Consider the following 6,151-nt stretch of genomic DNA (forward strand, 5'->3'; position numbering starts at 1 on the left):
CTGAGAGTCACGCAGAGGCGTCTATAGGCGCCCATCTTCCACCTTGGCGGCAAGCCGCTATAAGGAGACATCATGGAATTGCAGCAGAGGGAGTCCACGTCGCGCTTTGCGTCGCCGTGGGTGCAACTGGTATTCGGCGTGATCTGCATGGCGATGATCGCCAACATGCAATACGGCTGGACGCTGTTCGTCAACCCGATCGACGACAAGTACCACTGGGGCCGCACCGCGATCCAGGTGGCCTTCACCATCTTCGTCGTGACGGAAACCTGGCTGGTGCCGATTGAAGGCTACCTGGTCGACAAGTACGGCCCGCGCCCGGTGGTGGTGGGCGGTGGCCTGCTGTGCGCGATTGCGTGGGCCCTGAACTCGGTGGCGTCCTCGCTGCCCATGCTTTACTTCGCGGCGGCGATCGGCGGCCTTGGCGCGGGCGCGGTGTATGGCACCTGCGTGGGCAACGCGCTGAAATGGTTTCCCAATCGCCGGGGCCTGGCAGCGGGGATTACCGCAGCCGGTTTCGGCGCGGGCTCCGCGCTGACCGTGGTGCCCATTGCCAACATGATCAAGACTTCGGGCTATGAGGCCGCGTTCCTGTGGTTCGGTCTTGGCCAGGGTCTGATCGTGTTCATCCTGGGCATGGCCCTGTACCCGCCGTCGGCCAAGATCCTGAGCGAGGTCAAGTCCACGCTGAAGGCTGCCGCAACCTACAACGCTTCGCCGCGCGAGGTGCTGAAGTCGCCGATCTTCTGGGTCATGTACGCGATGTTCGTGATGATGGCCGCCGGCGGCCTGATGGCCACCGCCCAGCTCGGCCCGATCGCCAAGGACTTCGGCCTGCACGACGCCCCGATCTCGATCCTCGGTCTGACCTTGCCGGCGCTGACCTTCGCACTGACCATCGACCGCGTGCTCAATGGCCTGACGCGCCCGTTCTTCGGCTGGATCTCCGATCATATCGGCCGTGAACGCACCATGTTCTTTGCCTTCGGGGTCGAGGCCATCGGCATCCTGCTGCTGTCCAAGTACGGCCACCATCCGGTTGCCTTCGTGATCCTGACAGGCGTGGTGTTCTTTGCCTGGGGTGAGATCTACAGCCTGTTCCCTGCCACCTGCGGCGACACCTTCGGGCCGAAGTTTGCCGCCACCAACGCGGGCCTGCTGTACACCGCCAAGGGCACGGCCGCGCTGCTGGTGCCGTTCTCCAGCGTGATCACCACTGCCACGGGCAGCTGGCATGCGGTCTTCATGGTGGCCTCTGGCATGGCGGCATTGACCGCGGTGATGGCGCTGTTCGTGCTCAAGCCGATGCGCGAGGCCCATGCCCGCAAGTATGTGCATGCCAATGCCTCGGCACCGATGGGCTACCGTACCGTGCCGGAAGACCTGACCTGATGAAGAAAGCAGTACGGCGCCCCCCGGCGCCGGCAGGACCCGGACGTGGCGGCTGCGATGCCTGCACAGACGCCGCGCCCGGTAGCACAATACGACAACTACAAAGCGCGACAGGAGGGCGGCCCATCGGGCGCCTTCCTGATCGTACATCGGATACCCACAAACAGAATCCAGGCACGCCATGAACCAGGTTGTCATTCCTCTCGAGGCGACGGGGCTCGGCCGGCAGCGCAAGCGCCGCCAGCCCAAGGGCCGGCAGGTCGACACGGCCGCGCTGGCCGAAGTGCGCGTGGCGCTGGGCGACATGCCCCGCCGGCGCGACCTGCTGATCGAACACCTGCACTGCATCAACGACCGCTACGGCCAGCTGGCGATGCCGCACCTGGTGGCGCTGGCCAGCGAACTGCGGCTGTCGATGACCGAGGTCTATGAAGTCGCCACCTTCTACCACCACTTCGACGTGGTGCGCGAGGACGCCGACGGCCAGATCGCACCGCCGCCGGCGTTGACCGTGCGCGTATGCGAAGGCATTGCCTGCGAGCTGGCGGGCGCACAGGCGCTGATTGACAAGCTGCCCGCGGTGCTCGGCACTGAAGTGCGCGTGGTGGCCGCGCCCTGCATCGGCCGCTGCGAGAAGGCGCCCGCGGCGCTGGTCGGGCAGAATCCGGTCGACACCGCCACGGCCGAGGCCATCGACGCCGCCGTGCAGGCAAAGGCCGTGCGCCATGCGCCCGAGCCCTATATCGGCTACGACGCTTACCAGAAGGACGGCGGCTATGCCTTGCTGAAGTCCCTCGCCAGCGGCGACCTGGACCCGGCCGCCGTGCTGTGCACGATGGAGGACTCCGGCCTGCGCGGCTTGGGCGGCGCAGGCTTCCCGACCGGGCGCAAGTGGCGCATCGTGCAGAACGAGCCCGCGCCGCGGCTGATGGCCGTCAACATCGACGAGGGCGAGCCCGGCACCTTCAAGGACCGCGTCTACCTGGAACGCGATCCGCACCGTTTCCTTGAGGGCATGCTGATCGCGGCGACGGTGGTCAACGTGTCAGCGATCTATATCTACCTGCGCGACGAATATGCCGGCTGCCGCGAGCTGCTGGCGGAAGAACTGCGGCGGCTGCAGCAAGACCCGCCAGTCCCCCGCCNCGACGATCGAACTGCGACGCGGCGCGGGCGCCTATATCTGCGGCGAAGAGTCGGCCATGATCGAGTCGATCGAAGGCAAGCGCGGCATGCCGCGGCTGCGCCCGCCGTATGTGGCGCAGGTGGGCCTGTTCGGCCGGCCCACGCTGGAGCACAACTTCGAGACCCTGTACTGGGTGCGCGACATCATCGAGAAGGGCGCCGAGTGGTTTGCCTCGCAGGGGCGCAACGGGCGCAAGGGCCTGCGCTCATTCTCGGTCTCGGGCCGCGTGAAACGCCCCGGCGTGCACCTGGCGCCGGCCGGCATCACTGTGCGCGAGCTGATCGACGAATACTGCGGCGGCATGCTCGACGGCCATGCGTTCTACGCCTACCTGCCGGGCGGCGCCTCGGGCGGCATCCTGCCGGCATCGATGGGAAACATCCCGCTGGACTTCGACACGCTGCAGCCCTACGGCTGCTTTATCGGCTCGGCCGCGGTGGTTATCCTGTCCGACCAGGACAGCGCCACGCAGGCGGCGCGTAACCTGATGCACTTCTTCAAGCACGAGTCCTGCGGGCAATGCACACCGTGCCGTACCGGCACCGCCAAGGCGCTCGACCTGATCCGCCAGCCGAAATGGGACCTGTCGGCGCTGGATGACCTGTCCGCGGTGATGCGCGATGCATCGATCTGCGGGCTGGGGCAAGCCGCGCCCAATCCGGTCGACTGCGTCATCAAGTACTTCCCGCACGAACTGGCCTGAGAGACTGACATGAATGCACTGACCCGCGCCGAACGCGCGCTTGTCGAATCCGCCGAGCCAGCCGTCACCTTCACGCTCAACGGCCGTGAAGTGAGCGCCCAGCCCGGCGAAAGCCTGCTCAAGGTGGCCCAGCGTGAAGGCTTCGACGTCCCGCACCTGTGCTACAAGGACGGCCTCGAGCCGGCCGGCAACTGCCGCGCCTGCATGGTCGAGATCCAGGGTGAGCGCGTGCTGGCCCCGTCCTGCTGCCGTTTTCCCGCGGAAGGGATGCAGGTACAGACCGAGTCCGAGCGCGCCCTGCGTGCGCAGCGCACCGTGCTGGAACTGCTGCAGTCGGACATGCCCGAGACCGACTACACCCGCCACAACGAGCTGGACCAGTGGGCCACGAAGCTGGAGATCGGCAAGCCGCGCTTTGCCCCGCGCGAACGCGTGGCGGCGGATTTGTCGCACCCGGCCATCGCCGTCAACCTGGATGCCTGCATCCAGTGCACGCGCTGCCTGCGCGCCTGCCGCGACGAGCAGGTCAACGACGTGATCGGCCTGGCGCTGCGCGGCGACGAAGCCCGCATCGTGTTCGACATGGACGACCCGATGGGCGCGTCGACCTGCGTGGCCTGCGGCGAATGCGTGCAGGCCTGCCCGACCGGCGCGCTGATGCCCGCGCGCGACGCCGCGCTGGCGGTGCCGGACAAGCAGGTGGACTCGGTCTGCCCGTACTGCGGCGTGGGCTGCCAGCTGACCTACAACATCAAGGACAACCGCATCCTGTTCGTTGAAGGGCGCGATGGCCCGGCCAACCACGAGCGGCTGTGCGTGAAGGGCCGCTACGGCTTTGACTACGTGCAGCATCCGCAGCGCCTGACGGTGCCGCTGGTGCGCCGCGAAGGCGTGCCCAAGCAGGGCGATTTCGTCATGGACCCGGACCACGTCATGGACGTGTTCCGCGAGGCCAGCTGGGAAGAGGCGCTGGCGCTGGCCGGCGGCAAGCTCGCGCAGATCCGCGACACCCACGGCAAGCGCGCGCTGGCAGGGTTTGGCTCGGCCAAGGGCAGCAATGAAGAGGCCTACCTGTTCCAGAAGCTGGTGCGCACCGGGTTTGGCAGCAACAACGTCGACCACTGCACGCGGCTGTGCCATGCCTCGTCGGTGGCGGCGCTGCTGGAGGGGATCGGCTCGGGCGCGGTATCGAATCCGGTGATGGATGTCGACAAGGCCGAGGTGGTGATCGTGATCGGCGCCAACCCGACCGTGAACCACCCGGTCGCGGCCAGCTGGATCAAGAATGCGGTCAAGAACGGCACCAAGCTGATCGTCGCCGATCCGCGCCGCTCGGACCTGGCGCGCTTTGCTCATCGCTTCATGCAGTTCAAGCCCGATGCGGACGTGGCGCTGCTCAACGCAATGATGCATGTCATCGTCACCGAGGACCTGGTGAACCAGGATTTCATCGACAGCCGCACCATCGGCTTTGACGAGCTGCAGCGCAATGTCGCGGCGTACAGCCCTGAACTGATGGCGCCTGTGTGCGGCATCGAGGCCGAGGTCATCCGCGAGGTGGCGCGGCTGTATGCCACGTCCAAGGCCTCGATGATCCTGTGGGGCATGGGCGTGTCGCAGCACGTGCATGGCACCGACAACGCGCGCTGCCTGATCGCGCTGGCGCTGATGACCGGCCAGATCGGCCGCCCCGGCACCGGCCTGCATCCGCTGCGCGGGCAGAACAACGTGCAGGGCGCGTCCGACGCCGGCCTGATCCCGATGATGTATCCCGACTACCGCCGCGTGGACGACCCGTTGGCGATCGCCAGCTTCGAGGCGCTGTGGGGCATGCCGCTGGACCGCCAGCCCGGCCTGACCGTGGTCGAGGTGATGCAGGCGATCGAGCGCGGCGAGGTGCGCGGCATGTACATCATGGGCGAAAACCCGGCGATGTCAGACCCGGACGCCGAGCATGCGCGCGAGGCACTGGCCTCGCTCGACCACCTGGTGGTGCAGGACATCTTCCTGACCGAGACCGCCTACCTGGCCGATGTGGTGCTGCCGGCCTCGGCCTTCCCGGAGAAGACCGGCACCTTCACCAACACCGACCGCACCGTGCAGCTCGGCCGCCAGGCGCTGAACCCGCCGGGGCAGGCGCGCCAGGACCTGTGGATCATCCAGCAAATGGCGGCGCAGCTGGGGCTGGACTGGCACTACGACGGCGTGGCCGAGGTCTTCGACGAGATGCGCCAGGCCATGCCCAGCATCGGCGGCGTGACCTGGGAGCGGCTGGAGCGCGAACACGCCGTGACCTATCCGTGCAAGGAAGAGGGCGACCCGGGCGAACCGGTGATCTTTATCGACAGCTTCCCGACCGCCACCGGCCGTGGGCGCTTCGTGCCGGCCGACATCATCCCGGCAGCCGAGCGGCCCGATGCCGACTACCCGATGGTGCTGATCACCGGCCGCCAGCTCGAGCACTGGCACACCGGCAGCATGACGCGGCGTGCCGGCGTGCTGGATGCGATCGAGCCCGATCCGGTGGCGCTTGTGCATCCGCTGGACCTGGACGCGCTGGGCGGCAAGCCGGGCGACGTGGTCACGCTGGCATCACGCCGCGGCGAAGTCACGCTGTACGCGCGCGCCGACGCCGGCACGCCGCGCGGCGCGGTGTTCGTGCCGTTCTGCTATTACGAGGCGGCGATCAACAAGCTGACCAACGCGGCGCTGGACCCCTTCGGCAAGATCCCGGAGTTCAAGTACTGCGCGGTGAAGATGGCACTGGGCGGCGAGGCGCCGGAGCAGTCGAGCTACGGCGGCGGGCAGATCCTGGCGGTGTAGGTTCAACGGCAAGCCCTGACGGGGCCGCCTGCGCGGGTAGCGCAGGC

At 67.5% G+C, this 6,151-nt stretch carries 2 protein-coding genes and 1 pseudogene; all 3 read left to right on the plus strand.

Going from position 1 to position 6,151, the window contains the following annotated elements; all coding sequences use genetic code 11:
- Nucleotides 1-72: 72 nt before the first annotated feature.
- The 3 genes and pseudogenes from oxlT (at nt 73) to fdhF (ending at nt 6,104) form a co-directional block, all read left to right on the plus strand.
- Entirely contained in the window at nt 73-1,392 is a 1,320-nt protein-coding gene (gene oxlT, locus CF68_RS12120; RefSeq protein WP_035818918.1) for an oxalate/formate MFS antiporter, read from the plus strand.
- A gap of 181 nt (nt 1,393-1,573) precedes the next feature.
- Nucleotides 1,574-3,281: pseudogene (locus CF68_RS12125) on the plus strand (NADH-ubiquinone oxidoreductase-F iron-sulfur binding region domain-containing protein).
- A 9-nt stretch (nt 3,282-3,290) separates the two neighbouring features.
- Entirely contained in the window at nt 3,291-6,104 is a 2,814-nt protein-coding gene (gene fdhF / locus CF68_RS12130) for a formate dehydrogenase subunit alpha (protein WP_035818920.1), read from the plus strand.
- Nucleotides 6,105-6,151 lie beyond the last annotated feature (47 nt).

Origin of the sequence: Cupriavidus sp. SK-4 (assembly GCF_000611125.1) — a bacterium.
Lineage (GTDB): Bacteria > Pseudomonadota > Gammaproteobacteria > Burkholderiales > Burkholderiaceae > Cupriavidus > Cupriavidus necator.